Origin of the sequence: Massilia alkalitolerans DSM 17462, assembly GCF_000427785.1 — a bacterium.
GTDB classification, from domain to species: domain Bacteria; phylum Pseudomonadota; class Gammaproteobacteria; order Burkholderiales; family Burkholderiaceae_D; genus Telluria; species Telluria alkalitolerans.
The window spans coordinates 182,378-208,138 of the sequence record NZ_ATYR01000006.1; the positions used below are offsets into that span (position 1 = coordinate 182,378).

21 protein-coding genes and 4 tRNA genes are annotated in these 25,761 nt (G+C 66.7%); 14 read left to right on the plus strand and 11 right to left on the minus strand.

The genetic code is table 11. From position 1 onward, the window contains the following. Nucleotides 1-185: 185 nt before the first annotated feature. Genes tssM through YWC_RS0108890 form a run of 3 tightly spaced genes read left to right on the plus strand, consistent with a single transcriptional unit; the run spans nt 186 to nt 5,670 of the window. The gene (tssM, locus tag YWC_RS0108880) at nt 186-3,956 is read left to right on the plus strand and encodes a type VI secretion system membrane subunit TssM (protein ID WP_027865047.1); all 3,771 of its coding nucleotides are present in this window, start codon (nt 186-188) and stop codon (nt 3,954-3,956) included. After that, complete coding sequence (gene tagF / locus YWC_RS0108885) at nt 3,956-4,921, plus strand: type VI secretion system-associated protein TagF (RefSeq protein ID WP_027865048.1); 966 nt, start codon at nt 3,956-3,958, stop codon at nt 4,919-4,921. Before tssM ends, tagF begins: the two co-directional genes overlap by 1 nt. Next, on the plus strand, nt 4,918-5,670 hold the full coding sequence (locus YWC_RS0108890) for an OmpA family protein (RefSeq protein WP_036213779.1): 753 nt from the start codon (nt 4,918-4,920) through the stop codon (nt 5,668-5,670). Before tagF ends, YWC_RS0108890 begins: the two co-directional genes overlap by 4 nt. Nucleotides 5,671-5,777: 107 nt before the next feature. On the opposite strand, the gene icmH is transcribed toward YWC_RS0108890, so the two are convergent. Genes icmH through tssJ form a run of 3 tightly spaced genes read right to left on the minus strand, consistent with a single transcriptional unit; the run spans nt 5,778 to nt 8,498 of the window. Further along, nucleotides 5,778-6,539 (minus strand): type IVB secretion system protein IcmH/DotU, encoded by a 762-nt coding sequence (gene icmH / locus YWC_RS0108895; protein WP_027865050.1) that lies wholly within the window; start codon nt 6,537-6,539, stop codon nt 5,778-5,780. Then, nucleotides 6,536-7,882, minus strand: coding sequence for a type VI secretion system baseplate subunit TssK (gene tssK / locus YWC_RS0108900; RefSeq protein WP_027865051.1), 1,347 nt, complete (start codon nt 7,880-7,882; stop codon nt 6,536-6,538). The genes icmH and tssK overlap by 4 nt, the downstream gene beginning before the upstream one ends. Nucleotides 7,883-7,934: 52 nt before the next feature. Beyond that, nucleotides 7,935-8,498, minus strand: coding sequence for a type VI secretion system lipoprotein TssJ (gene tssJ / locus YWC_RS0108905; RefSeq protein ID WP_027865052.1), 564 nt, complete (start codon nt 8,496-8,498; stop codon nt 7,935-7,937). 198 nt (nt 8,499-8,696) lie between these two features. Between tssJ and YWC_RS28840 the strand changes: the two genes are divergently transcribed. The 7 genes from YWC_RS28840 (at nt 8,697) to tssA (ending at nt 16,122) form a co-directional block, all read left to right on the plus strand. Continuing rightward, entirely contained in the window at nt 8,697-9,290 is a 594-nt protein-coding gene (locus YWC_RS28840; RefSeq protein WP_036213785.1) for a tetratricopeptide repeat protein, read from the plus strand. A 53-nt stretch (nt 9,291-9,343) separates the two neighbouring features. Beyond that, a complete protein-coding gene (gene tssB, locus YWC_RS0108915; protein WP_027865053.1) occupies nt 9,344-9,856 on the plus strand; it encodes a type VI secretion system contractile sheath small subunit in 513 nt (170 codons plus the stop codon). Beyond that, complete coding sequence (tssC, locus tag YWC_RS0108920; protein WP_027865054.1) at nt 9,856-11,346, plus strand: type VI secretion system contractile sheath large subunit; 1,491 nt, start codon at nt 9,856-9,858, stop codon at nt 11,344-11,346. Before tssB ends, tssC begins: the two co-directional genes overlap by 1 nt. A 32-nt stretch (nt 11,347-11,378) precedes the next feature. Beyond that, nucleotides 11,379-11,870 carry an Hcp family type VI secretion system effector gene (locus YWC_RS0108925; RefSeq protein WP_027865055.1) on the plus strand — a complete coding sequence of 164 codons (492 nt, stop codon included), beginning with the start codon at nt 11,379-11,381 and terminating at the stop codon, nt 11,868-11,870. Nucleotides 11,871-11,976: 106 nt separating this feature from the next. After that, the gene (gene tssE, locus YWC_RS0108930; RefSeq protein ID WP_027865056.1) at nt 11,977-12,450 is read left to right on the plus strand and encodes a type VI secretion system baseplate subunit TssE; all 474 of its coding nucleotides are present in this window, start codon (nt 11,977-11,979) and stop codon (nt 12,448-12,450) included. 39 nt (nt 12,451-12,489) lie between these two features. Beyond that, nucleotides 12,490-15,132: a type VI secretion system ATPase TssH gene (tssH, locus tag YWC_RS0108935; RefSeq protein WP_027865057.1), complete on the plus strand. Its 2,643-nt coding sequence runs from the start codon at nt 12,490-12,492 to the stop codon at nt 15,130-15,132. Between the two features lie 9 nt (nt 15,133-15,141). Next, on the plus strand, nt 15,142-16,122 hold the full coding sequence (gene tssA, locus YWC_RS0108940) for a type VI secretion system protein TssA (protein WP_027865058.1): 981 nt from the start codon (nt 15,142-15,144) through the stop codon (nt 16,120-16,122). An 87-nt stretch (nt 16,123-16,209) separates the two neighbouring features. On the opposite strand, the gene phaP is transcribed toward tssA, so the two are convergent. From phaP to YWC_RS0108950, 3 genes are all read right to left on the minus strand, one after another. Then, nucleotides 16,210-16,770, minus strand: coding sequence for a TIGR01841 family phasin (gene phaP / locus YWC_RS0108945; RefSeq protein ID WP_027865059.1), 561 nt, complete (start codon nt 16,768-16,770; stop codon nt 16,210-16,212). A gap of 51 nt (nt 16,771-16,821) precedes the next feature. Further along, nucleotides 16,822-17,019: a hypothetical protein gene (locus YWC_RS32005; protein WP_084416364.1), complete on the minus strand. Its 198-nt coding sequence runs from the start codon at nt 17,017-17,019 to the stop codon at nt 16,822-16,824. 80 nt (nt 17,020-17,099) lie between these two features. After that, nucleotides 17,100-19,004 (minus strand): hypothetical protein, encoded by a 1,905-nt coding sequence (locus tag YWC_RS0108950; protein WP_027865060.1) that lies wholly within the window; start codon nt 19,002-19,004, stop codon nt 17,100-17,102. A gap of 163 nt (nt 19,005-19,167) precedes the next feature. On the opposite strand from YWC_RS0108950, the gene cueR reads away from it, so the two are divergent. Continuing rightward, a complete protein-coding gene (gene cueR, locus YWC_RS0108955) occupies nt 19,168-19,578 on the plus strand; it encodes a Cu(I)-responsive transcriptional regulator (protein ID WP_036213787.1) in 411 nt (136 codons plus the stop codon). Here the strand turns inward: cueR and YWC_RS28845 are convergent. The 5 genes from YWC_RS28845 to YWC_RS0108980 form a co-directional block, all read right to left on the minus strand. Further along, nucleotides 19,575-20,540: a DUF1444 domain-containing protein gene (locus YWC_RS28845; protein ID WP_156923571.1), complete on the minus strand. Its 966-nt coding sequence runs from the start codon at nt 20,538-20,540 to the stop codon at nt 19,575-19,577. The genes cueR and YWC_RS28845 overlap by 4 nt on opposite strands. An 89-nt stretch (nt 20,541-20,629) precedes the next feature. Beyond that, a tRNA-Leu gene (locus YWC_RS0108965) sits at nt 20,630-20,714 on the minus strand. Nucleotides 20,715-20,764: 50 nt separating this feature from the next. Then, nucleotides 20,765-20,849 (minus strand) — tRNA-Leu (locus tag YWC_RS0108970). 59 nt (nt 20,850-20,908) lie between these two features. Continuing rightward, a tRNA-Leu gene (locus YWC_RS0108975) sits at nt 20,909-20,993 on the minus strand. Between the two features lie 59 nt (nt 20,994-21,052). Further along, nucleotides 21,053-21,137: transfer RNA gene (locus tag YWC_RS0108980), tRNA-Leu, on the minus strand. Between the two features lie 323 nt (nt 21,138-21,460). Here YWC_RS0108980 and rnr point away from each other — a divergent pair. From rnr to cysE, 3 genes are all read left to right on the plus strand, one after another. Continuing rightward, nucleotides 21,461-24,034, plus strand: a complete 2,574-nt coding sequence (gene rnr, locus YWC_RS0108985) for a ribonuclease R (protein WP_027865062.1) — start codon at nt 21,461-21,463, stop codon at nt 24,032-24,034. Between the two features lie 3 nt (nt 24,035-24,037). Beyond that, entirely contained in the window at nt 24,038-24,781 is a 744-nt protein-coding gene (gene rlmB, locus YWC_RS0108990; RefSeq protein WP_027865063.1) for a 23S rRNA (guanosine(2251)-2'-O)-methyltransferase RlmB, read from the plus strand. A gap of 241 nt (nt 24,782-25,022) precedes the next feature. Further along, nucleotides 25,023-25,760: a serine O-acetyltransferase gene (gene cysE / locus YWC_RS0108995; protein WP_027865064.1), complete on the plus strand. Its 738-nt coding sequence runs from the start codon at nt 25,023-25,025 to the stop codon at nt 25,758-25,760. The last annotated feature ends 1 nt before the right edge of the window (nt 25,761 follow it).

Genomic DNA, 25,761 nt, shown 5'->3' on the forward strand with positions numbered 1-25,761 from the left:
TCGTCTCGTCGTACTGGCGTACTGCCTTCGTGGTCCGCCACTGCGGCGATGCGCCTTGCCCTGGTGGTTTTGTTAGACGCTCTTGGTGCACGGCCGGGCAACCCTTGCGCCGTCGCAAGTATTGGCCAGCAGTGCCGTGCGAGCATTTCCTTTCGAACACTCCTACAACCCACCATCCTCCCGCCATGGCACGAATCTGGCAGTTACTGACCGACAGCCGAGTGCTGGTCGCGATCGGCGTCGCCGCGCTAGCGGCTTGCCTCTTCATCGGCGCCGACCTGATCGGCATCGACCTCATCTGGGCCCTGATCGTCGGGCTGCTACTGCTTGCCTGTTGGGGCATCTGGTGGGCGATCCGGCGCCACATCCGCACCCGCGCGGCCAGGCAGCTGGGCGAGGCCATCATCCCGGGCGACGACAACGGCGCCGGCGCGACCGGCGAGATGGCGGTGCTGCGCAAGAACATGCTGGAAGCGATCGCCACCATCAAGACCTCCAAGCTTGGCCTGACGCGCGGCGCCGCGGCGCTCTACGAACTGCCCTGGTACATGATCATCGGGAACCCGGCGGCGGGAAAAAGCAGCGCCATCGCGCGCTCGGGCCTGAGCTTCCCGATCCCCGGCAAGGCGCTGCAGGGCGTGGGCGGTACCCGCAACTGCGACTGGTTTTTCACCACCGACGGCATCCTGCTCGACACCGCGGGCCGCTATTCGGTCCAGGACAAGGTTCAGGAAACTGACCGCGCCGAGTGGTTCAGCTTCCTCGACCTGCTGAAAAAACACCGCAGCAAGGCCCCGATCAACGGCATCCTGATCGCCGTCAGCGTGGCCGAGCTGGTGGCCGGACCCACCAGCGCCTCGCACGAACTGGCCAAGAGCCTGCGCACCCGCGTGCAGGAACTCACCGAGCGCCTGGGCGTGCACGCGCCGGTCTACGTGGTCTTCACCAAGGCCGACCTGGTGGCCGGCTTCACCGACTTCTTCGCCGAGACCGAACGGACCGAACGCGAGCGCATCTGGGGCGCCACGCTGCGCTACAACCGGCGCAGCGCCCCCCAGGACGTGCTGGGCTTCTTCGACGAGCATTTCGACGAACTGTACGACGGACTCAAGGAGATGAGCCTGGCGAACATGGGCGCCAACCGCAGCACCCAGATGCGCCCGGGGGTGTTCACCTTCCCGCTCGAATTCGCGGCCATCAAGACGCCGCTGCGCGCCTTTCTCTCCACCCTGTTCGAAGAGAACACCTACCAGTTCAAGCCGGTGTTCCGCGGCTTCTACTTCACCAGCGCCCTGCAGGAAGGCAGCGTGCAGGACCTGTCGAGCAAGCGCGTGGCCAGCCGCTTCGACCTGGCGCTGCGCGAACAGAAGGGCGGGGAGGTCGCCGAGCAGTCCGGCTACTTCCTGCTCGACCTGTTCCGCAAGGTGATCTTTGCCGACAAGGACCTGGTCAAGCGCTATACCAATCCGAGCGCGGCGCGCTGGAAGGTGGCCGCCTTCTTCGGCGCCACCATCCTGCTGGGCGCCGTGCTGGGCGGTTGGAGCTGGTCCTACATGGGCAACCGCCAGCTGGTGGCCAACGTCCAGTCGGACCTCGACAAGGTCGCCAAGCTGCAGGCGGGACGCACCGACCTGCAGTCGCGCCTGGAGGCGCTCGACATCCTGCAGGACCGCATCGAGCAGCTCGACAAGTATCACCAGGAGACGCCGTGGGCGCTGGGCTTCGGCCTGTACCAGGGCGAGGCTTTGGCGCGCAAGCTGCGCGACGAATACTTCGCCGGGGTGCGCGCGGTGATGGTGGAGCCCGTGACCGCGTCGCTGGAATCGATGCTGGCCGAGGTCAACGCGAATGCGGCCCAACTGACGCCTTCGGCCACCCCCGATGCCGCCAGCGCCCACCTCGTGTCCGCACAGGCCTCGCCGCCGGCGGCCGGCGGCCAGTACCAGAGCGTGTCCGCCACCAGCGTGGCCGACGCCTACAACGCCCTCAAGACCTACCTCATGTTGGGCGACAAGCGCCACGCCGAGCCGGGTCACCTGAACGACCAGCTGACCCGCTACTGGCGCACCTGGCTCGAGGCCAACCGCGGCAACATGCCGCGCGAGCAGATGATCCGCAGCGCCGAGCGCCTGTTGACCTTCCACCTGTCGCAGGTGAACGACCCGGCCTGGCCGCAGATGACCCTGAAACTGAGCCTGCTCGACAGCACCCGCGAGCACTTGCGCCGCGTCGTGCGCGGCACCCCGGCGCGCGAACGCGTCTACAACGACATCAAGACCCGCGCCGCGACCCGCTTCCCGGCGGTGACGGTGGCGCGCATCGTCGGCGAACAGGACCAGGGCCTGGTGGCGGGCAGCCACGCGGTGTCGGGCGCGTTCACCCGCCAGGCCTGGAAGGACTATGTGCTGGGCGCGATCCGCGACGCCTCCAGCAGCGAGGCGCAGAGCGCCGACTGGGTACTCAAGACCGTGTCGAAGGACGACCTGACCCTGGAAGGCAGCCCGGAACAGATCCAGAAGGCCCTGATCGAGATGTACAAGGCCGAGTATGCGCGCGAATGGCTGAAGTTCGTGCAGGGCGTGGCGATCGCCGACCTGAAGGGCTTCGAGGGCAGCGTGCAGGCCATGAACCGCCTGGGCGACCCGCAGGCTTCCCCGATCGCCAAGCTGCTGCGCACGATCTACGACGAGACCGTGTGGGACAACCCCGGCGCCGCCGGCGCGGGCCTGTCCAGGACCGAGCGCACGTTTGCGGAGTGGTTCAAGGAAGTCATCCTGCGCCGCGCGCCCTCGGATGCGCGCACGCTGGCCAATGCGGTCGACCCGGGCGCGCTGCTGGGCGGGCCAGCCAATGCGGGCGCGGGACCGATCGGCCGCGAGTTCGCCGGGGTGGCGCGCCTGGTCGGGGTGAAGGAGAAAGATGCGTCGCTCATGACCGGCTACCTCGACGCACTGTCGAAGCTGCGCACCCGCCTGAACGCCCTGAAGAACCAGGGCGACCCGGGCCCCGGCGCCAAGCAGTTCATGCAGCAGACCCTGGAGGGCAACGGTTCCGAGCTGGCCGATGCGCTGCGCTACGTGGACGAGCAGATGCTGACCGGGATGAGCGACGCCCAGAAGGCCGCGCTGCGTCCGCTGCTGGTGCGTCCGCTGACCCAGACCTTCGCCATGATCGTGCTGCCTTCCGAGGCCGAGATCAACAAGACCTGGCAGCTGCAGGTGGTCGAACCCTTCCAGCGCACGCTCGCCACCAAGTATCCCTTCGCCGCCGGCTCCAACGTGCAGGCCACGCCGGGCGAGATCGGCCAGATCTTCGGGCCGGAAGGGCAGGTCGCCAAGTTCGTGAATACCTCCATGGGTCCGCTGGTGGTGAACCGCGGCGGGGTGCTGGCGGCGCGCACCTGGGCCGATATCGGCATCTCGCTGGCGCCGCAGGTGATCTCCAGCTTCCCCGGGTGGATCGCGCCGCTGTCGGCGAATGGCGTGGCCGAGGGAGGCGGGCCGCAGACCGTGTTCCAGATCCTGCCGCAGGCGGCGCCGGGCACGCTCGAGTACACGCTCGACATCGACGGCCAGCAGCTGCGCTACAAGAACACGGCGCCGGCCTGGACCAATATGGTGCACCCCGGACCGCAGGGCGTGGCAGGCGTGCGCATCTCGGCCGTCACCTTTGACGGCCGCAGCGTCGAACTGTTCAACGAGCCGGGCCAGGCCGGCCTGAAACGCATGATCGACGCCGCCCAGAAGAAGAGAAAGGACGGCGGCGTGTTCGAGCTGCGCTGGAGCGCCGCGAACGTCGCGGTGACGGTGGACCTGAAGATCGTCTCGAGCGCGGCGGCCAACGGCAGCGGCGAGCAGGGCCAGGGTTTCCGCGGCCTGCGCCTGCCGACCGCCATCGTCGGACGCGTGCCCGACACGCCGGCGCCGGCGCTGGCCAGCGCGGGCGGGGGCCAGTGATGCGCGGCCCGGCTTCGGAACGGATCGGCTATTTCGGCAAGGTCCCGGCGCGCGCCGATTTCGTCAAGCTGGCCGACGACCCGGCCGCGATCGCCATGCTGGACCGCTGGCTGGCCCAGGTCATGACGCAGCTGGCCCAGGACGCGCGCTGGCGCATCAACTACGACGCCATGCCCGCCGTCAGCTTTGCCCTGGTGGGGCCGGCGCGCCGCCATGCGATCGCCGGCCACCTGCTGGCCAGCCACGACCAGTCGGGACGCCGTTTTCCCTTCCTGGCGGCGCGCACCCATGCGGTACAGGACCCGGCCGCTTTTGTTACGCGCTGCCCGCTGGCCTTCGCGCCGCTGTGGACCTTCCTCGAGACGCGCTGCCCGCGGGTGCTGTGCGAAGCCGATCCCGGCCCGCACCTGCAGGCGATCGCCGACGCTACCGTCGCCCTGGGCGACGCCGAGCCGACGCTGTCGCACCTGCTGGCCAACGGCACCGTCGGTTCGCTCGGCGCGCTGCTGGAGGAACGCCAGTTCGCGCGCATGGTGCTGGCGCTCGGACTGCTGCTGCAGCCGGTGATGCACAGCCAGCCGGCCGAGCTGCACAAGAGCCTGGTGCTGCCGCTGCCGAACGACGCCGGGCAGCGCTACCCGGTGGCCGCGTTCTGGCTGCAGCTGGTGGCGCCATTCCTGCGCCGCTCCAACTTCGACCTGGCGATCTTCATCACGCGCCAGGAGGGGCGGCCGGTGCTGGTGGTCGGCTTCTGCGCCGCCCTGGCCGAGACCCTGCGTGCGCTGGTCGACCCGCTGGTCGGCGCCGAGCAGCAGGTGCGCCTGTCCGACACCGGCTGGATCGACGAGCAGCTCTACATCGACCTCGACGTGCGCTCGCTGGCGAGCTACCTGGCGCAGGCCGACCTGCCGCTCGGGCTGGCGCGCGACATGTTCATGAAGACCTTCATTGGAGCTGGAACGTGAAACCTTTCGCCTTGATCCTTGCCGGCTTGCTTGCCGGCGCCGTCCATGCCCAGCAGGAGGCCCCGGTCGTCGTCAGCGGCACCGTTGCCGACGAAGCGACCAGGGCGGCGCTGCTCGACCGCCTGCGCATCGTCTATGGGGCCTCGCGCGTGGTCGACCAGCTGACGGTCGGCACGGTGGCGGCGCCCGCCAACTGGAACGATTACGTTTCGCGCCTGATCAACCCCAACCTGAAGCTGGTGAGCCGTGGCCAGCTCAAGGTCGAGGGCAGCAATGTCAGCCTGCGCGGCGACGTCGCCAACGAAGAGCAGCGCCAAAGGATCGCCGGCGACATCGCGGCCAGCCTGAACGGAACCTACACGGTCAACAACGGCCTGCGCGTGGCGGTCTCGGAACAGGGCGTGCTGGACGCCGCGCTGGCGAACCGCATCATCGAGTTCGAGTCCGGCAAGGCGACCCTGACCGAATCGGGGATGGCGGTGCTGGACCAGATGAGCGCGGCGATGCAGAAGCTCAGGGGCGTCAAGGTGGAGGTGATCGGGCACACCGACAACGCGGGCTCGCGCGCCGGTAACCTGTCGCTGAGCCAGGCGCGGGCGGAGGCGATCAAGACCTACATCGTCGGGAAAGGTATTGCGGCGGACACGATCGCGGTGTCGGGCGAGGGGCCGGACCGGCCGGTGGCGGACAATCGGACGCCGGAGGGGAAGGCGCGGAATCGGCGGATCGAGTTCAAGGTGATTCAGTAGGTTCTCAAACGAACTTGGGTTCCGGCCTTCGCCGGAACGACGGTCTTGAGGCCAACGGTGTAAGCACGTCGTCCCGGCGCAGGCCGGGACCCAAGTTTACTTGCATACTACGGCAAGGTAATCGTCACATGCGCCGCCTTCGGCGGCAGCTTCACCAGGTCGTTATAGGCCGCCATCTGCGCCCCCGTCTCGTTCGACAGCGCCGTCCGGAAGCCCAGGTAGGCACCCAGTCCCGCCACCATGAACACCGCCCCCAGCACCCACAGCGACAAATCGCTCTGCAGCCGGTTGACCACCTGGTCCGGCCGCTCGGCATGCGGGGCGAAGCCGCGGGTGCGGCCGCGCATGCGGGCGATCTCGTCGCCCAGGCGCGCCACCAGGTAGTCCAGCTTGTCGCGGCCGTCGAGCGCGTAGCGGCCCTGGAAGCCGAGCAGCAGGCACATGTGGAAGACTTCGAGTGCCTCCACGTGCACCTGCCCCTTGGCGCGCAGGTCCTCGAGGCGGTGGAAGAAGTGCTCGCCAGCCAGCTGGTCGCCGAACACGCGCAGCTGCAGGGGGCGGGTTTCCCAGGCTTCGCGCACCTCGTAGGTCGAGCGCAGGATGATCTCGTCCACCGCCGAGCAGAAGGCGTACTTGGCCGCCGTCACGTCCTCGGCCGAGATGCCGAGTCCTTTGGCGTTGCGGTCGACGTCGGCCAGGAAGCCGGTCATGTTGTCGGCAAACGCCACCTTGTCCTGCGGGCCGCAGCCGTTCTTCAGCAGGAACAGGGCGTAGAAGCCCTCGTACATGATGTCCACCAGGCGCTGGGGCGGACGCTCGGTCGCCAACCCGGGTTGCGGCGCCACGCGCCGTTCGACGAAGGCGCTCATGCCGCCACCGCGATCAGTTCCAGGCGCAGGTCGCGGATCCCGTTCGGGACATAGATCGAGATCGCCTGCGATTTCAGCATCGTTTCATACAGCATGCCACGGTTCTCCAGGATGAAATAATAGGTATCGGGCCGCACCGGCACCGCCGCCGGCACTTGGGGCGCGTGCACTAGCTTCACGCCGGGCAGGGCCGACAGCACGAACTTGTCGACGTCTTCCGGCGCGCCCACCTTGAACTGCAGCGGCACCACGTCCACCAGCTGCAGCGCCGGCATGTCGGCCGACACCGCCAGGTAGAGGGTAGTCTGCAGGTTGATGCGTCCCGAATCGAGCGCCCCCAGGTAGTAGGACGGGCGTTCGCGGTTCAGGGCGATCGTGAAATAGCGCGACGAGATCACGGTGTCCAGCAGGTCGCGGATGATGCCGTCCAGGCGCGCGAACTGCGGGCCCGGATCGGCATGCACGTAGGAAGGAAGGTCTTCCAGCCGGTAGCTGCGCGAGTAGGTCATCAGGCCGCCCGCCAGTCCCAGGAGCTCGCCGAACAGGCGTTCCGGATGCAGGTCGCGGTGGCCGAGGTAGTGCGACAGCGCTGCGTAGCCGGTGCTGGCCGTGTGCAACAGCCAGAAGGCCGAGACGTCGCCGCCGCGGATCTCGATCACGTTCTTGCTCGGCTCGCGCATGTGCCCGTACAGGGCGTTGACCTTGGCCAGCAGCTTTTCCATCAGGCGCGCGAGGTTCAGGTGCAGGCCGGGCGCGGCGTCGATCGACAGGCTGGGCGGCACGAAGGACGGGTCGGCCTCGAAGCCGCCGGTGGGTACGCGCCGCAGCCGCAGCAGGGGGAAGCTGTCGTAGGCTTCCAGCGGCTCGGTATCGGCCACCAGCCGCAGCGCCTTGCGCAGGTAGGTGATCGGGGCCTCGGCGGCGCGCGTGTACAGGTCCTGGGTCTCGCGGTCAATGCTGCAGAAGCGCGCGTCGGCCTGGGTGTCACCCTCCGAGGCCGCATTGTCGCCCCAGGCTTTCAGCGCCGGCAGGGCGGCGTGGAAGGTCACCGCTTGCTGCCCGGCCGGCAGCTCGCCCAGGCGCACCTGCAGCGGCAGCGGGTCGCCGTCGGGCGCGCGGTAGACCTCGCCGTCCGGGAACAGCACCGACAGTTCCTCGATCCGCAGCACGTCGTGGCGCAGGGCGTCGTAGTCGACCACCAGCTTGCGCACGCCCCAGGCATAGGGGTGGAGGGCGCAGGCGGTCTGGTTCAGGCGCGCCTCGTGGTAGCGGTCCTGCTGCTGGAAATGCTGGGGCCGCAGGAAAAGTCCCTCGCCCCACAGTAGCTTCGCTGGCATGCTCATCGACATCATCTCCGGCTCAGAAATTCCTAGCTTGGCGGAAACAACGTAGGCTTCATTGACAGCGCACAGAAGATAGCGTCGCCGCCTCGCCGCTGCCGCCGACCGTCATGGCGCAGGCGTGCAGGCCGAGGGTCAGGCCGCTACGCTCGGCGTCGGCCGCCGGCACCGCAGTGCGCCAGCGCCCCTCGGCGGGACGCTGGAACAGCGCGACCACGGCCAGGTAGCCCGCTTCGCGGCCGAGTTTTTCCATGACCTCGTAGCGCTGGCCGGGCACCAGCATGATCTCGCGCACCTCGAGCAGGTCCGGGCCCAGGCTTTCGCGCTCCACCTGCGGGTTGAGGAAGGCGGAATAAGGCGCCTGCTCGAATGCGTCCTTCTGGCGCAGCTTGTACAGGCGCACGGCAAGGGCGATCGGCTGGCCGCGCTTGTCGACGTTCAGCTTCGGCGCGGCGTGCAGGTGCAGCGCCACGCTGCGCGGCGGCTTTTGCGCATCCGGCAGTTCCGGCGGCTTGCGCAGCCCGGTGGCCTCCATGGCCTTGGCCGCGAGTCCGTTGCTGCCGCAGCCGGCCAGGGCGCAGGCCGCCGCCAGGATCGCGAGGGATGAAATTGTTCTCATCGCCATTTCCTTTACTCATCGTTTGCGGGTTCAAGCACGGATTGAAACCCAGTGGCGTGCGAGTGCCGTGATCGCGCGCAAGCGCAAGCCCTGAACGTGTGAAAGAAGGGGAACTCTGCTTTGGTTGACAGTGCGCAACTTCATTGAAACCCGCTTGCGAATAATGGTGGCTGGCTTAACTGTCGTGGAGAAACCAGCATGATGTACAAACGCTTGATGCCCTTGATCCTGGGAGTCGTCGCCCTTGCCGGGTGCGAAACCATCCCGAAAAAAGACACCACCAAATCGACCGCCGCCCTGAGCGAACAGGTCTTTACCGAGGCCGATGCCGCGATCGCGGCGAAACAGGACGAGAAGGCCTACGGCATGATGAAGGCCGCCAGCCGGTCGCACCCGGTCGACAAGCGGCCCTGGGTCAAGATGGCGCAGATCCGCTTCAATGCCGGCGTTTACGGCGACGCGATCACCAATGCGCAGGAGGCGCTGGAGCGCGATCCGGACGATACGGTGGCGCACAGCATCATTGCCGTTAGTGGGCTGCGCGTGGCCAGCAAATCCCTGTCCGACCTCACCCGCAGGAACAACCTGGCCGGCGACGTGAAGAGCGAGGCGCAGGACCTGGCCAAGCTGCTGCGTCAGAGCCTGGGTGAACCTGTGTTGGTCCCCGCGAAAGGCGACACGAGCAAGTCTTCGGCGCCGGCAAGATCGCGGACGTCCACCGCATCGGCCCAACCGGCAGCTCAGACCAAGGCAGCCAGCAACGACAAGGACCCGTTCGCCGGCCTCAAGTAACCCGCGCGGCCGGCCCCGCCGGCCCTTCCATCCCCCCGCAACCTGGAGTCGACATGGCCAAGAGTGAAAGCGTGCAGAAACGCTTGCAGAAGGTGCGCGCGCCGCGCGTGCAGATGACGTATGACGTCGAGATCGGCGACGCCATCGAGAACAAGGAACTGCCCTTCGTCGTCGGCGTGGTGGGCGACTTCGGCAACGACCCCTCGCAGGAGAAAAAGCGCCTGAAGGACAAGAAGTTCGTCAACGTCGACGCCGGCAATTTCGACGAGGTGCTGGGGGCGGTGGCCCCGGTGGCCACCTTCAGGGTGGACAACCACCTGTCGCCCGAGAGCGGCCAGTTCGCGGTGCAGCTGCAGTTCAAGGAGATGGACGACTTCCGGCCGGAGTCGGTGGTGCGCCAGGTGGCGCCGCTCAATGGCTTGCTGGAGGCGCGCACCAAGCTGGCCGACCTGCGCAACAAGCTGGCCGGCAACGACAAGCTCGAAGACATCCTCAGCGAAGTGCTGGGCAATACCGAAAAACTGCAAAGCCTGAAGAAGCAGGGCAAACCTGAAGGGGAGGCATGATGGCGGCAGTCCTCGATACCGCGAAGGCCAACGCAACAGCGGTGGAGCTCGACGCCTCGCTGCTCGACCAGATCGTCGAGCAGAGCCGCGTCGCGAAATCCAGCAGCGAACACGAACGTGCCCGCGACATCATCTCGGAGCTCGTGACCCAGGTGATGCAGGGCACGATGGTCATGTCGAACAACCTGTCGGCCATGATCGACGCCCGCCTGGCCGAGCTGGACCGCATGATCTCGGACCAGTTGTCGGCCGTGATGCACGCGCCCGAGTTCCAGAAGCTGGAACGGAGCTGGACCGGCCTGAACTACCTGGTCAGGAACAGCGCCACCAGCGCCAACCTGCAGATCCGCATGCTCAACGCCAGCAAGCGCGAGCTGGTGAAGGATTTCCAGTCGGCGCTGGAATTCGACCAGAGCAGCATGTTCAAGAAGGTCTACGAAGAGGAATTCGGCAGCTTCGGCGGCGCGCCCTACGGCACCCTGATCGGCGACTTCGAGATCTCGCGCCAGCCCGAGGACGTCTACTTCCTCGAGCAGATGTCGCACGTGGCGGCCGCCAGCCACGCCCCTTTCATCACCTCGGCCTCGCCCGAGCTGTTCGGCATCGACAGCTTCGGCGACCTGGGCAAGCCGCGCGACCTGGCCAAGGTCTTCGACACCGTCGAATACGCCAAGTGGAAGGCGTTCCGGGAGTCGGAAGACGCGCGCTACGTCGGCCTGACCCTGCCGCGCTTCCTGGGGCGCCTGCCTTACCACCCGGCCGACGGCATGACCACCGAAGGCTTCAACTACGTCGAGGACGTGGACGGCAGCGACCACCAGAAGTACTTGTGGTGCAATGCGGCCTACGCGTTTGCCTCCAAGCTGACCAAGGCCTTCGAGGACTACGGCTGGTGCGCGGCGATCCGCGGCGTCGAGGGCGGCGGCCTGGTGGAGAACCTGCCGGCCCACACCTTCAAGACCGACGAGGGCGAGGTGGCGCTCAAGTGCCCGACCGAACTGGCGATCACCGACCGCCGCGAGAAGGAACTGTCGGACCTCGGCTTCATCTCCCTGGTCCACTGCAAGAACACCTCGTACGCGGCCTTCTTCGGCGCCCAGTCGGCGCAGAAGGCGAAGAAGTACAACAACGAGGCGGCCAATGCCAACGCGGTGCTGTCCTCGCAGCTGCAGTACATCTTCGCGGTCTCGCGCATCGCCCATTACATGAAGGCCATGATGCGCGACAAGATCGGCAGCTTCGCCGCCGCCTCGAATGTCGAGGATTACCTCAATCGCTGGTTAACCCAATATGTGCTCCTCGACGACAACGCGAGCCAGGACCAGAAGGCCCAGTTCCCGCTGCGCGAAGCCAGCGTGCAGGTGTCCGAGGTGCCGGGCCGTCCGGGTGTGTACCGCGCGGTGTCCTTCCTGCGTCCCCACTTCCAGCTCGACGAGCTGTCCGTTTCGCTCCGACTGGTCGCGGAGTTGCCCCAATCGACCAATGGCTAAGCAGTCCTTCTTAAACTTGAATGGAGTAGAACATGGCAATTGACGTGTACCTGCAGATCGACGGGATCAAGGGCGAATCGATGGACGACAAGCACAAGGACTGGATCGAGTGCCTGGCCGTGGACTGGGGCGTGAAGCAACCGCGTTCGGCCACCGCATCGACCGGAGGCGGCCACACCGCCGAGCGTTGCGAACACGAGGAGATCACGCTGAAGAAACTGGCCGACCTGTCCTCGCCGATCCTGCTGCAGACCTGCTCGGCCGGCAAGACCATCCCGAAGGCCAAGCTGGAGTTCATGCGCGCCGACGGCCAGGGCGAGCGCATCAAATACTTCGAGATCGAACTGGAGAACGTCCTGATCGGCGCGGTCGAGCCGAGCGTGAAAGAGGGCAGCATCATCCAGGAGCAGGTCGGCCTGAAGTTCTCGAAGATCAAGTGGAAGTACACCCAGCAGAAGATCGGCGGCGGCTCGGGCGGCAACACCTCGGGCGGCTGGGACCTGGCGGCCAACAAGGTCGCCTGACCCCGTCCACGGCCGTCCGGGGGGGCAGACCCGGGCGGCCGGTGCGTGCGCGGCGTACGCGGCCGATGCCGCTGCGCCGCGCGTTTTTTGAACGATCGGAGGAAGCATGAAGGGCTTCAAGCCCGGCCTGCTGGACCGTCTCATGGACGAGCGCCCGGACGCCGCCCGGGGCGCCCCGTTCACGGTCGAGCAGCTCAAGGACAGCGTGGCGCGCGACCTGGAAGCGCTGCTCAATACGCGCCTGCCGTTCGACCCGGCCATCCTCAACGCCTATCCGGAGGCGCGCGGGTCCTTCCTGCATTATGGCTTGCAGGACTTTGCCGGCTACTGCCTCACCAGCAGCCTTGATCGCGCCGCCGTCTGCGCCAGCATCCAGGACGCCATCGAAGCCCACGAGCCGCGCCTGCGCGAAGTCAGCGCCACGCTCGACCTGGTGGCGGGCAGCGTCAACCGCCTCAGCTTCATCATCCATGCCCGCCTCAGCCTGCTGGAGAGCAGCGAGCCGGTGAACTTCAATGCGGTGCTGCAGCCCTCGTCGCTGCACTACGCCGTCAAGCGCAACGGCCGGCCACGCGGCTGAGGCTGCGGCCGGCCCTCTTTACTACAAGGACGCGACACGATGGACATCAATCTCAAGACCCTGATCGGCAAGCTGAACGACACCACCCGCGCCGCCGCCACGCGCGCCGCCTCGATCTGCGTCGGCATGGGGCAGTACGAGGTCGAGATCGAGCACCTGTTCCTGGGCCTGATCGAGCAGCGGGGGTGCGATTTGTGCGTGATCGCGCAGGCTTGCGACATCAGCCTGACGGGCCTGGAGACCGACCTGCGCAACGAGGTCAACCGCTTCGTCACCGGCAGCGCACGCACGCCGGTGTTCTCGCGCCACCTGCCGGTGCTGTTCGAGCATGCGTGGCTGATCGCCTCCCTGGGGACGCCAACTGCGGGCCAGCCGAACCAGATCCGCAGCAGCCACCTGCTGCTGGCGCTGCTCACCGAAGCTTCGCTGTCGCAGCTGGCAATGCGCGCGTCGCCGCTGTTCCGCAAGTTCCCGGTCGACCGCCTGAAGCACGACCTTCAAAAGCTCACGCGCGGCTCAAGCGAGGCGCAGCCGGCGGCGGCGGAGCACGAGGACGCGCCCGGGGACGCGGCTGGGGACATCGCCGGCGGCCCGGCGCGCGCCACCCCGGCGCTCGACCAGTACACCACCTGCCTGACCCAGCGCGCGCGCGACGGCCGGGTCGATCCGGTGATCGGGCGCGATCCCGAGATCCGCCAGGCGATCGACATCCTGATGCGGCGGCGCCAGAACAACCCGATCCTGACCGGCGAGGCAGGCGTCGGCAAGACCGCCGTGGTCGAAGGACTGGCGCTGCGCATCGCCGGGGGCGACGTGCCGGACGTGCTCAAAGGTGTCGAGGTCCACACCCTCGACATGGGCCTGCTGCAGGCCGGGGCGTCCGTGAAAGGCGAGTTCGAGAACCGCCTGAAGAACGTGATCGACGAAGTCAAGAGGAGCCCGCACGCCATCATCCTGTTCATCGACGAGGCCCACACCATGATCGGCGCCGGCGGCACCGCCGGCCAGAACGACGCCGCCAACCTGCTCAAGCCCGCGCTGGCGCGCGGCGAGCTGCGCACCATCGCGGCCACCACCTGGGGCGAATACAAGAAGTATTTCGAGAAGGACGCGGCGCTGGCGCGGCGCTTCCAGGTGATCAAGGTCGAGGAGCCGGACGAACCGACCGCCTGCGCCATGCTGCGCGCCATGGCCCCGCTGATGGAAAGCCACTTCAAGGTGCGCATCTTTGATGACGCCATTACCGAGGCGGTGCGCCTGTCGCACCGCTACATCAGCGGCCGCCAGCTGCCGGACAAGGCGATCAGCGTGCTCGACACCGCCTGCGCCAAGGTGGCGCTGGGTCAGAGCGCGACGCCGGCGGCCCTGGAAGACTGCAGCCGCAGCATCGAGCGCATCGACGCCCAGGTATCAAGCCTGCAGCGCGAAGCGAGCAGCGGCGCCAGCCACGAGGAGAAGCTGGCGCAGCTGCGCCAGCAGCGCGGCGCCCTCGACGACGAACGCATCGGCCTGCAGCAGCGCTGGGACGAGGAGCAAAGAATCGCCCTTGAAATCGGCGAGATGCGTAGCGCGCTCGAAGAAGGCAGGACCCAGGATGCGAGCGAGCTGCGGGCCCGGGTCGAGCGCCTGCGCAGCCTGCAGGGCGAATCGCCGCTGGTGCCGGTGCAGGTGGACGGCCACACGGTGGCGGAGATCGTCGCCAACTGGACCGGCATCCCGCTGGGCCGCATGGTCAAGGACGAGCTGAACACCGTGATGCGGCTGCAGGCCATGCTCGACGAGCGCATCCTGGGCCAGTCGCACGCCAGCCACGCCGTGGCCCAGCGGGTGCGCACGGCGCGCGCCAACCTGGACGATCCGAACAAGCCCAAGGGGGTGTTCCTGTTCGTCGGCACCTCGGGCGTGGGCAAGACCGAGACGGCGCTGGCGCTGGCCGACATCCTGTACGGCGGCGAGCGCAAGCTGGTCACCATCAACATGAGCGAATACCAGGAGGCGCACAGCGTCTCCGGCCTGAAGGGCTCGCCGCCGGGCTATGTCGGCTATGGCGAGGGCGGCGTGCTGACCGAGGCGGTGCGCCGCAATCCCTACAGCGTGGTGCTGCTCGACGAAGTGGAAAAGGCGCACCCGGACGTGATGGAGCTGTTCTTCCAGGTCTTCGACAAGGGCGTGATGGACGACGCCGAAGGGCGCCAGATCGACTTTCGCAACACCATCATCATCCTGACCTCGAACGTGGGCTCGAGCCAGATGATGGCGGCCTGCCTGAACAAGCCACTGAACGAAGTGCCGACGCCGGAGCAGCTGGCCGAGCTGATCCGCCCGCAGCTGATGAAGCACTTCAAGCCGGCTTTCCTGGGACGCCTGGCCGTGGTGCTTTTCTATCCGATCCGCGACGAGGTGCTCACCAACATCATTCGCCTGAAGCTGGACCGCATCAAGGCGCGCGTGATGGACAACCACCGCGCCCGTTTCGAGTACGACGAGGCGCTGGTGTCGGCGGTCCTGAACCGCTGCACCGAGGTCGATTCCGGCGCGCGCAACGTCGACAACATCCTGAACGGCACACTGCTGCCCGAGATCGCGGACAGCGTGCTGGCGCGGATGGCCGAGGGCGGAGCGATCACCCGGGTCAAGGTGGGCGCGACCAAGGCCGGCAAGTTCAAGTACGCGATCGAGTAAGGAGGGCTCATGCTGAACCTTGAAAAACTGCTGATCCCGCTCGGTGCGGACCAGCCCTGCGGCGAGGACCTCGCGTTCTCGCCCGAGTTCGACGCCATCAACCGTGCGCGCCAGGCCGACGACCCCTCGATCGAGCAGGGGGCCTGGGTGACGACGCTGAAGGAAGCCGACTGGAAGTTCGTGTCCAAACGCTGCGCGGAGCTGATCGAAACCCGCAGCAAGGACCTGCAGCTGGCGGTCTGGCTGGCGGAAGCGGGTACCAAAACGAGTGGCTTGCCCAGCCTGGCGGACAGCCTGCGCCTCCTGGGCGCGCTGTGCGAGCGCTACTGGGACAGCGTGCATCCCTTGCCCGACGAGGACGGCCATGAACGCCGCATCGGCAACCTGGCCTGGATCGCGGCGCGCATCGCGCCCCTGGTCAAGGAGGTGCCGCTGGCCGATGGCGTCACCATGATCGCCTGGGAAGCGGCGCGCGGGCGTGGACCGGACAGCGTCGCCGAGCTGGAAGCGGCGCGCATCAGGGCGACGCCGGCGGCGCGCCAAGCGCTGGCGGAGGCGGCCCACGATTGCCTGGCCGCGCTGACGGAACTGGAGCGCGTGGTCGACGAGCGGCTGGGCGCGGATGGTCCCAGCTTCGGCGCCGCGCGTGCGGCGCTGCGCGACTTCGAGGACCTGGCGGCGCCGCCGATCGCGCACCCGGCGCCGACGGCGCAGGCCATGCCGGTGGTGGTGGCCACAGGCAGTCCGCTGCGCGTGCAGGGCGTGGCGGGCGAGGGACCGCTGCAAAGCCGCGAACAGGCGCTGGCCCAGCTGCGCGGCGTGGCCGAGTTCTTCCGCCGCACCGAGCCGCACAGCCCGGTCGCCTACCTGGCCGAGAAGGCGGCGCGCTGGGGCGAGCAGCCACTGCACGCCTGGCTGCGTTCGGTCATCAAGGACGATGCTTCGCTGGCGCGGCTGGAGGAATTGCTGGGAATCGAGACGGAACACTGAGTGGAAGAGGGTTGAAAGAAAATTTCATTCCATGCGTGTAGATGAAATTTTCTTTCGGGAGGGGCCGGCATTGCCGGCCTTCTTGCTTTATTCGGCCTGCTTCTGCGTACCCGGCTGCACCATCGACGTGGCCTTCGCGATCTGCGCTTCCACGGTCTGCACCGCCTGGCGGGTGGCCTGGGTCACCTGTTCGTAACCTTTGAACGCGTTGTCGATGGCGGTCTTGATGATCTCCACGGCGTTCTCCGAGCCCGGCTTGACGTTCTGCGTCACGTCGTAGATGAGCGCCGACAGGGTGCTCTTGGCTTCGGCCACGTGGGTATCGGCGGCCTGGCGGAATTCCTGGTGCATCTCGTCGATGATGGCCTTCAGTTGCTCGCGATATTCCGCAGCGCCGGCTGCGCCCGGCTGCATGCGCGCATGCAGCGCCGCGATGGCGGCCTTCGGGTCGCCGGTACCGGCCAGACCCGCCATCTCCTGGCCCGCCGCGATCGAGCCGGCCATCGAGCTCCTCGCTGCATTCATGTTCAGCGCCACCACCTGCTCCACACCCTTGACCGTCTTGTCGGCCAGGGTATTGAAAGTCTGCATCTGCAGGTCGAACAGGGTCTTGGTGGCGTTGGCGAACTGCTCCGGACTCGTAAACATCGGTGTCTCCTCAGTATTTGAATAATCGGATGAGCTGCGACTTGCACCCCATTATTTAGCAACAATGGGTTTTTCGCAACGCGCGTCCCGATAGGGACCGCCAGATTTTTCCCAGCCCGGACCCAGGGGCGTTTGCGAGCATGCAAGCGTGCCGTTCAATTTGCTGCGCCATTGATAATAGGGCGCCGGACCGGCCAGTGCCGCATGTGCAGCCAGGCCGAGTGCAAGGAGGAGGGTAGCGTGTTTCATGTGCTGTCGAGCTTACCTTGATGGTGGCGCAAGTCAAGCATCGCGTCGATTTTCCTCCTCGCCCCGTCTACGAGCCCTGCCTATGCCACCCGGTTGTAGCGAAACACGATTTCGTAGCGGCTGTCCTCGTCGTCGCTGATGTATTCGCGCCGTTCGCGGTACTGGCCGGGGATCTTGTCGAGCGGCGTCACCCGGACCCTGATCCCTTGCGGCGTCGTATGTTCGCTTGCCGCCGGCAGCGCGACATCCACATTGGTCAGCTCGACCAGGTCCTGGACGCCGGGGCCGATCATGTCCTCGATGATCGGATCGGCCGGCGCCCACAGCGCCACGAAGACGTCGATCGCCACTACCACCGCGGCCGCGATGGCGGCGGCGATCAGGCCCTTGAGGCCGTAGCTGTCCAGCTTCGAGGCAATGCTGCCGGCTTCCTTGAGATGGTCCATCACAAAGGCCAGCTGGTCTTTCAGGATGTCGATGAAGGCGTCGAGCGTGTCCTCGATCTGGCGCTCGAACGCCTCTTCGCCATCGATCTCGAAGCCCCGGATCGACAGCGCGGCGCCCAGGATCGGCGCCTGGTGCGAGAACAGCAGGTGGTCCATGGCGCGCGTCTCGCCGCTGTCGACGTCGCCGAAGCGGATCGGTTCGCCGCCATTGGGCAACTGCGCTTCCCCGGAGCTCAGGTCGGGAAACAGCGGCAGCGCCAGGATCCGGATGCCGACTTCGTCCGAGCCGAACGAGGCGGGCGAAGTCTCGGCCCGTGCGTACAGGCTTTCGCTCCTGATCTCGAAGCGCGCGCTCGAGGGCGTGGCGACGCCGATATATTCGACGTTCGACAGCAGCACGGGGCCGTGGCCGGGGTGGGTGCTGAGGTTGGGCACCGCGACCTGGAAACCGTACACGCCGGGAGCCAGGTCGGCGGGCAGCTGGAAGCTGAGGCGGTCGTGCACGCGGCAATCGAGGATGGGGCGGTCCTGGCCGCCGATGCGCTCGGTGAGCGGTGTCTCGTCGTCGCCGCACACCTGGGCGGGAACTTCGCGCAGCACCGTGCCCGGCGCGTCCTTGGCAAAAAGCCGCACCGTCGCATCGACGCTGGAAAAGTTGACGCCTTCCAGCAGCACGCCCTGGCCCGCCTCGATCTCCAGCATGCGCTGGCAGGCGCCGGCCGCGGTGTTGCCGGGACAGTCGCCCGTCTGCACCTCGCACACCTGCCGCGCTTCGTTGCCTTCCATGATCACGCGGCAACGCTGCTGCAGTTCGGACGGCAGGTACTCGCCCGGGGACAGCGGCGGCGTGTAGCTGCCGGTGCGCAGGCCGTTGACCCGGCAGATCCGCACCAGGGGATCGAAGTTTTCCTCGCCGGGGATGTAGGGCCGCACGCGCACCCGGCCCGGATGCTCCTGCGTCGCACAGGCGGCGTCGTCGAAGGCCTGCACGCCGACGCGGTCCGCGATCTCCTGGGCAAAGCCCAGCGACAGCTGCGCCAGGTCGATCGGCTGGTCGATGGAGGGCAGCAAGCCAGTGGCGAACAGGCGGCTGCGCTCGCCGCCGCTCAGGCTATCGAGCGAATCGCCCGCGCAGGCCAGCACGCGTTTCAATTCCGGCGGCAGGCGGCGCAAGGTGGCGAAGCCGCTCTCCTCGAGCGCATTGGCCGGCGCCTTGCCCGCAAGGTAGCGCCGCGCCAGGTGGAAGAAGGAGGCGCCGAGCGTGCTCGGGACGCGGTTGTTGGCGAGCAGCCGGTCGAGCTTGTTGCGCCGGCTCTGCTTGGGCTTTGCGCCGAGCGACACCGGCACGCAGGCGCCGGGCACGCCGGGCGGACAGGGGTGCTCGCCACCCGGCGGCGCGCATGGCGCCTCGGGCGGCGTGGACGCCGAACAGTTGTAGATGTTGATGGTGCCGCTGCTCTTGATGCGGATGTTGATGGTGCATCCGCCTTCATGCCCGGGCTTGCCGGTATCCGGGGCATTGTTCTTTCTCGATTTCATGATGTAATCTCCGTAAGAGGCGACAAGGGCAGGGGATGGGCCATCAGGCAGGCTCGACACTAGTGACCGTAGCGCGGGATCCGCGCTCGCCCTTGGATTGCGCTCAATGGAGAAGGCATGGGAGGCTACAATCCCATGATTGGATAGGCAACAGGAGATGACAATGCTGCAAGGCGCTACGCTGCTCAATATCGGCGACGCCGCCAGGGCGTCCGGGGTGTCGGCCAAGATGATCCGCCACTACGAAGCGATCGGCCTGCTCAAGGAAGCGAAACGCACCGACGCCGGCTACCGCGTGTATGGCGAAGACGAGGTGCGCGTGCTGCAGTTCATCCATCGCGCCCGTGCGCTCGGTTTTTCGCTGGAGCAGATCGGCAAGCTGCTGAGCCTGTGGCAGGACCGGGGGCGCGCCAGCGCCGACGTGCGCGCCCTGGCGCGCGCCCACATCGATGAGCTCAACCGCAAGATCGCCGAGATGGAAGCCATGCGCCGCACGCTCGAAGCGCTGGCCGCGTCCTGCCATGGCGATGCACGCTCGAGCTGCCCGATCCTCGACGACCTGGCGGCGCACTAGGCCTTCCGTGCCGGCGCCAGGTCGGGAAAGCCGCTGACGCGGTAGCGCGCCGGCCAGGCGCCGGGCACGGGTTCCATCAGGTGGCCGGATGTCGCATGCAGTGCATCCCACGGCAGCATGGGCAGGTCCTGCCCGTGGCTGGACAGGACCACCCTGTCGGTCTTCGGCAGCAGGGCATCGACTCCCCTGGGCCAGACGCAGACGCTGTATTCGCCGCCACCGGCCGCGTCGCGCATCACCTTGTAGCCGGCGACGACGATGTCGATACCCTTCCTTTCATGCAGCGCATCGAGCAGTTCCTTCTGCGCCGCGTAGTCGCCATACAGGTATTGCCGCCCCAGGTGCGCCAGTCCAGCGCGCACGGCGTCATCGTCCGGCACATGCTCGACCGGGCGCCGGTGCTCGTAGCGATACATCAGCGCCGACACCGGGTGTGCCTCGACATCGGCGACCCGCTGCGCCAGCGCGACCATCGCGCGCACGCTTTCCATGTCATTGCCGGACGCCAGCAGCAGCGTCTGGGGCGCCGGAATCATTGCCAGGGGATTGGCGCCGGCAATGCGGTGCGCCAGGTCGGGCAGCAGCAGGCGCGAGGAAGCGTAGACATCGCGCCAGTCGCCCGCGAACACGCGGCGCTCCACCTGGACCACACGGCCGGCCGTGGCGTCGCGCAGATTGTCCATGGCGGCGCCCAGGGCTTCGTCCACACTCACGCCCCATTGCGCCAGTTCTGCCTGACCGATGGGCTGCATCACGTCCGCGTCGTCATGCACCAGCATCAGCACGGTGTCGCTGCTGAACGGCAGGAAGAGGCTGCCCGGTGGGGTGTCGGCGCCAATGAGACGCAGGCATTCGCGCTTCCAGCGTCCGCGCAGCACAGGCATCAGGCGCGTGCGCGCTTCGGCGAAACTGGCGGGAAGGCTCGGCGGTGAAGGCCGCCGGAAGAGATCGAGGAGAGACATGGTAAACGCAAAACGCCGTAAGCCTTTTACAAAGCTTACGGCGTTTTGCGGGACATGCGCGTCTGCGACTTGTCGTCCAAGGTAGAGTTTGGTGCCCACGGAGGGACTCGAACCCCCACACCTCGCGGCACATGGACCTGAACCATGCGCGTCTACCAATTCCGCCACGTGGGCACTGATACTGCTACGACTTCAAAACTTCTTGCGGATTTACATCCGGTAGATGGTGCCCACGGAGGGACTCGAACCCCCACACCTCGCGGCACATGGACCTGAACCATGCGCGTCTACCAATTCCGCCACGTGGGCATTGATACTACGAACTGCTACAACAACATGACAACTTGCGGAAAACTGCTCCGTTAGAGTGGTGCCCACGGAGGGACTCGAACCCCCACACCTCGCGGCACATGGACCTGAACCATGCGCGTCTACCAATTCCGCCACGTGGGCACTGATACTACGAACTGCTACAACAACGATACAACTTACGGAAAACTGCTCCGGTAGAGTGGTGCCCACGGAGGGACTCGAACCCCCACACCTCGCGGCACATGGACCTGAACCATGCGCGTCTACCAATTCCGCCACGTGGGCACTGAACCAACTCTGCTACAATAGCAGGCTTTGTCATTTTTCGCCAGATCAACTTTCGTTGACCGCAGTGCGAAATGCCTCTGCCGCTACTGTTTTTCTCCTGCTGCAGCGAGCTGCGTTGCTGAAGAGACCGAGATTATAGCGGAAGGATTTCAAAAGTCAAAAGCCCAAAGCAAGGTTTTCCTCGGGACGACTTCGAGCACGCTTGGCCGCATATGTTAGGCGAATCGCTCGGCAATCCCTTACACTATGCCTGTCAAGGTGTTAATCAATCCCGGGCACTGCACCGGCAGCGCCGCTACCAAGAGAAACAAGAAAACGATTTGAAGCAACCTACTCATACCATTCCTAGCCGCGAGGAAATCCTCGCCGTCTTTCGCAATGCCAAAGGCCCGCTCGCAGCGAGCGACCTGGTGCGCGCCCTGAAGGTCAAGCCCGCCGCTCAGGAAGTGCTCGGCCGCCGGCTCAACGCCATGGAGCGCGACGGCCAGATCCGCGCCGATGTCGGTGGCAGCTATGTGTTGGCCGACCAGACCGGTTTCATTACCGGCCGCGTCAGCGCGCACCGCGACGGCTACGGCTTCGTCATTCCGGACGAGGGCGGCGGCGACCTGTTCCTGAACGACAAGGAAATGAACAAGGTGCTCAACGGCGACCGCGTGCGCGCACGCGTCACCGGCACCGACCGCCGCGGCCGCCTGGAAGGAACCATCGTCGAAGTGGTCCAGCGCGCCAACACCCACCTGATCGGCCGCCTGCTGAACGAAGGCGGGGTCTGGATCGTCTCGCCGGAAGACGTGCGCATCAGCCAGGACGTGCTGGTGGCGGGCGGCCCGGGCAAGGCCAAGGCAGGGCAGGTGGTCAGCGTCGAACTGATCGAACAGCCCTCGCGCTTCCAGCAGCCCACCGGCCGGATCGTCGAGGTGCTCGGCGAGCTGGACGACCCGGGCATGGAAATCGAAATCGCGGTGCGCAAGTTCGGCGTGCCGCACGTGTTCTCGCCCGCCGCGCTGAAGCAGGCCAACCGCCTGCCGAACGAAGTCGTGGATGCCGACCTGGCCAATCGCGTCGACCTGCGCGACGTGCCCCTGGTGACCATCGACGGCGAAGACGCGCGCGACTTCGACGATGCGGTCTACTGCGAGCCGGTCAAGATCGGCCCTACCAAGGGCTACCGCCTCCTGGTGGCGATCGCCGACGTCAGCCACTACGTCAAACCGAACGACGCGCTCGATACCGATGCGATCGAGCGTAGCACCTCGGTCTATTTCCCGCGCCGCGTGATCCCGATGCTGCCCGAGAAGCTGTCCAACGGCCTGTGTTCGCTGAATCCGGCGGTGGACCGCTGCACCCTGGTGTGCGACATGGTCGTCACCGAGGACGGCGAAGTCACGGCTTACCAGTTCTACCCGGCCGTGATGCACTCGGCCGCGCGCCTGACCTACAACGAAGTCGCCGAGATCCTCGGCAACACGGGCGGCCCCGAAGCACAGCGCAGGCCAGGCATCGTGCCGCACCTGCTGCACCTGAACGAGGTGTTCCGCGCGCTGCTCAAGGCGCGCCAGGAGCGCGGCGCGATCGACTTCGAGACCACCGAGACCTACATCGTCTGCAATGCGGTCGGCAAGATCGAAAAGATCATCCCGCGCACCCGCAACGATGCGCACCGCCTCATCGAGGAATGCATGCTGGCCGCCAACGTGTGCGCGGCCGACCTCCTGATCCGCCACAAGCACCCCGGCACCTTCCGCATCCACGGTACCCCGACCGAAGAAAAGCTGCTGCAGCTGCGCACCTTCCTGAAGCTGGTCGGCCTGAACCTTGGCGGCGGCACCAAGCCGACCGCACGCGACTACGCCGAGGTCATGCAAAAGATCAAGGAGCGCCCGGACGCGGCCCTGCTGCAGACCATGCTGCTGCGCTCGATGCAGCAGGCCGTCTACAGCCCGGACAACGTCGGCCACTTCGGCCTGGCCTACGAGGCCTATGCCCACTTCACCAGCCCGATCCGCCGCTATCCCGACCTGCTGACCCACCGTGCGATCAAGGCCATCCTGCAAGGGAAGAAGTACGAGCCGAAGGGCATCGACCTGGCAGGCCTGAATACGACGCTGTCGAATTCGGCGCGCAAGCAGGCCGCCAAGGACAAGGCGGAAGGCCGCGGCAAGAAGGAGCAGGACCTGACGATCTGGGACGCGCTGGGCGTGCATTGCTCGGCCAACGAGCGCCGCGCCGACGAAGCCTCGCGCGACGTCGAGAACTGGCTGAAGTGCTACTTCATGCAGGACAAGCTGGGCGAGGACTTCACCGGCACCGTGTCCGGCGTGACCCCGTTCGGCATCTTCGTCACGCTCGACCAGCTGTACGTCGAGGGCCTGGTGCACATCAGCGGCCTGGGCACCGACTACTTCCAGTACGACGAGGCGCGCCACGAGCTGCGCGGCGAGCGCAGCGGCCAGGTCTACAAGCTGACCAGCAAGGTCAACGTCAAGGTGGCGAAGGTCGACCTCGAGGCAAGGAAGATCGACCTGGTGCTGGCGGAAAGCACGGAAGGCATTCCGGCCCCGCTCGAGCGGGCCCGCCAGGCCGCGGTCGAGGCGCTCGAGCCGAAGCCGCCGAAGAAGCGCAAGGCCAAGGGCGCGGCGGAGCCGGCGCCGGTGGAAGCGTCGCGCACCACCAGCACGGAGGACGAGGAAGCCGAAGACGAGGACGTCGTCTTCGTGCCGCCGCCACGCGTGCCGCGCAGCGCCCGCACTCCCGCTGCCAAGGGCGCCGCCAAGACCGCAAGCAAAACCGCGTCCAAGACGCCTACCAAGCGCGCCGCCAAGACCAGCGCGCCAAAAACCAAAGCGGTGGCCAAGACCCCCGCCGCCAAAACTAGCAGGAAGAAACAGTAATACATGAAAAATAAAATGTTATTCGGGTTCCACGCGGTGACCTCGCGGCTGCGCCACGAGGCCCAGTCGGTGGAAGAGATCTTCGTCGATGCCGAGCGCAATGACGCCCGCATGAAGGCCTTGATCGCCAGCGCGAAAGAGGCCGGCGTGCGCGTGATGCCGGTCGATGCCGCGCGCCTCGACAAGATCACCGGCACCCGCCGCCACCAGGGCGTGATCGCCTTCGCCAGCCAGCTGGCGCTGGCGCGCAACCTGGACGAGCTGCTGGACGCGATCGAAGGTCCGCCGCTGCTCCTGATCCTGGACGGCATCACCGATCCGCACAACCTGGGCGCCTGCCTGCGCGTGGCCGACGGCGTCGGCGCCCACGCCGTGATCGTCCCGAAGGACCGTGCGGTCGGCCTGAACGCCACCGCCGCCAAGGTGGCGAGCGGCGCGGCCGAGACCGTGCCCTACATCACGGTCACGAACCTGGCGCGCACCATGCGCGAGCTGAAGGACCGCGGCATCTGGCTGATCGGCACCTCGGACGACGCCGACAAGGGTCTGTACGAAGCCGACTTCACCGGCCCGACGGCGCTGGTGATGGGTTCGGAAGGCGAGGGCATGCGCCGCCTGACGCGCGAGACCTGCGATTTGCTGGTCAACATCCCGATGTTCGGCTCGGTCGAGAGCCTGAACGTGTCGGTCGCCTCGGGCGTCTGCCTGTACGAGGCACGCCGCCAGCGCATCGCGCGCGAAGGCTAACTCTGTTCAAGCAAAATTGGGTACCGGCCTTCGCCGGTACGACGGTTTTTAGGGCATTGGTGCACGGACACTCTGCAGTCCGTTATCGTTCGTCATAAAGCCACACTAAGCACGTCATCCCGGCGAAGGCCGGGATCCAATTCCGTAGCTCAGCAATTAGCGCATCGTTCCCCCGCATCACCCCAAGCAAACCCCCGCAACATACGCTACCATCCTCCCCTGGTTTGCGAATTTCCTTATTATGTTTTCCAACTTACGCGACGATATCCAGAGCATCATCCAGCGCGACCCCGCCGCCCGCAACGGCTGGGAAGTCCTGACCTGCTATCCCGGCCTGCACGCCGTGATCATGCACAGCTGGGCGCATGCCTGCTGGAAGCTCGGGCTGAAGTGGATCGGCCGCTTCATTTCCTATGTCGCCCGCATCATCACGGGCATCGAGATCCACCCGGGCGCCACCATCGGGCGCAGGGTCTTCATCGACCACGGCTTCGGCGTGGTCATCGGTGAAACCGCCGTGGTGGGCGACGACTGCACCATCTACCAGGGCGTCACCCTGGGCGGCACCACCCTGGTAGCCGGCACCAAGCGCCACCCGACGCTCGAACGCGGCGTGATCGTCGGCGCCGGCGCCCAGGTGCTGGGCGCCTTCACGGTCGGCGAATACGCCAAGATCGGCTCGAACGCCGTGGTCATCAAGCCGGTCCCGAGCGGCGCCACCGCGGTCGGCAACCCGGCCCACATCATCCGCAAGGAAGACCAGTCCCGCAGCGCCCACCTGTTCGCGGCCTACGGCGTCACGCCCAACGGCGACGACCCGCTGTCGAAAGCCTTGCGCGGCCTGATCGATCACGTGGCGCGCCAGGACGAGCAGATCGAACGCCTCACCAACACCATGCGCGAGGCCGGCCTGTGCTGTCCGAAGGTGGCCGAGGGTGATAAACTCGATTCGGAACAACTGAACCGACTGGTCGACTGAG